Here is a 1,446-nt window from a genome sequence, read left to right as displayed (position 1 = left end):
GATTGTCGATGACGATCTGGTAGTTGGACTTGCCGGGATAGGTCGTCAGCCTACCGGTGGCGATCACTTCCATCCCTTCCTCTGGACGGAATTTCAGCCGGCTCATCGTGGTCTTCCAGACCACGGCATCGAGCCGCGCGCGGTCGTCCTTCAACGCGAAATAGGCGTGGCCGGACGAGTGCGGGCCGCGATAGCCGGAAATCTCGCCGCGCACCCGCACATTGCCGAACGCGTCCTCCACCGTGCGCTTCAGCGCGCCGGAAATCTCGCTCACCGTGTATTCGGTGGCGTTGCTGCGTGATTCGGACGTGTCGCTCATCGGCCGATTGAGGGGCGGTTGCCTGTCCGCGTCAAGGCGGCGCTCAATCCTCGCTAATACAATAACGCGATCTTAAGCCCGATTTGCTTTGAGTTCGCCGTAACGCAGCCGGCCAGGAACGCATGAGCGCACGCGCAAGCCAAAGCCCATTGACGCATCAGGTCACGCTGACCGTGTTGATGCTGGCCGCCTTTGCGCTGGCCATGGTCGTCGGCTTTGGTTTCTATGCCACCGCCCAGGCCGACCATGTCTCGCTCGAACGGCAAAAGATATTCTTCGCCAATGGCTTGAAGGATCAGATCGCGGCGGTCGAGCGCGAGCAGGAGAGCGTGACCGTCTGGGATGATTCCATCATCAACGTGAAGGCGGGAAACCAGGCCTGGATAGAGGAGAACCTCAGCGTCTGGATGTACTCCTATTACGGCCACAACCGGGTCTATGTGCTGGATGCCGCAAACCGTCCGGTACACGCCATGCGGGAAGGCAAGGTGCTCGACCCGTCCGTCTATGGCGAGGATGAGCCCGAATTGCGGCCCACCATCGAAAGGCTGCGCGCAAAGATGGCCGAGCCGCCGAGTGAGGACGCTTCGGCCGCGCCGGCCAAGATGGTCGGCGAAGACCTGGTGTCGCTCGGCGGCAAGCCGGCCATACTCAGCATCATGCCGCTCGTCCCCAGCACGAACCGGCTCACCCAGGCACGGGGCAGCGAATACCTCCACATCTCGGTCGAGTTCATCAACGACGCGGTCATCGGCAAGATTGCCGAAAAATACCTGCTGGCCGGCGCGCATCTGCTGCCGCTCTCGCAAACCAGCGGCTCGGCCGCCATTCCGCTGGTCGATTCTCGCGGCGTCATTCTCGGCTATATCGGCTGGGATCAGGAACGTCCCGGTCTGACGCTGGTGCGCAAGGCTGCCCCTGCCTTGATCGTCGGCCTGCTGCTCGCGGCGAGCGTGCTTGCATTCCTGCTGCGGCGCCTGCGCCGCGCCTCTTCGGCGCTGCAAACCAGCCAGGATCGGGCGCAGTATCTCGCCTTCCACGACACGCTCACCGGCCTGCCCAACCGGGCCCTGTTCGAGGATCGGCTGCGGCAGGCCATGCTCAGGACCGGGCAGGCCGGTCACGAC

The 1,446-nt window shown here is 63.3% G+C and carries 2 protein-coding genes; one reads left to right on the top strand and one right to left on the bottom strand.

The window, feature by feature from the left end:
- On the bottom strand, positions 1-319 hold a 319-nt coding region (locus EOA33_RS35570), incomplete at its 3' end, for an exodeoxyribonuclease VII large subunit (protein ID WP_190234494.1).
- 122 nt (positions 320-441) lie between these two features.
- Between EOA33_RS35570 and EOA33_RS35565 the strand changes: the two genes are divergently transcribed.
- The coding region (locus EOA33_RS35565) for a CHASE4 domain-containing protein (RefSeq protein ID WP_281033591.1) at positions 442-1,446 on the top strand (1,005 nt) is incomplete at its 3' end.

The sequence above is a fragment of the Mesorhizobium sp. M4A.F.Ca.ET.050.02.1.1 genome, from assembly GCF_003997725.1.
Lineage (GTDB): Bacteria > Pseudomonadota > Alphaproteobacteria > Rhizobiales > Rhizobiaceae > Mesorhizobium.
This window is presented reverse-complemented; position numbering and strand designations above follow the sequence as displayed.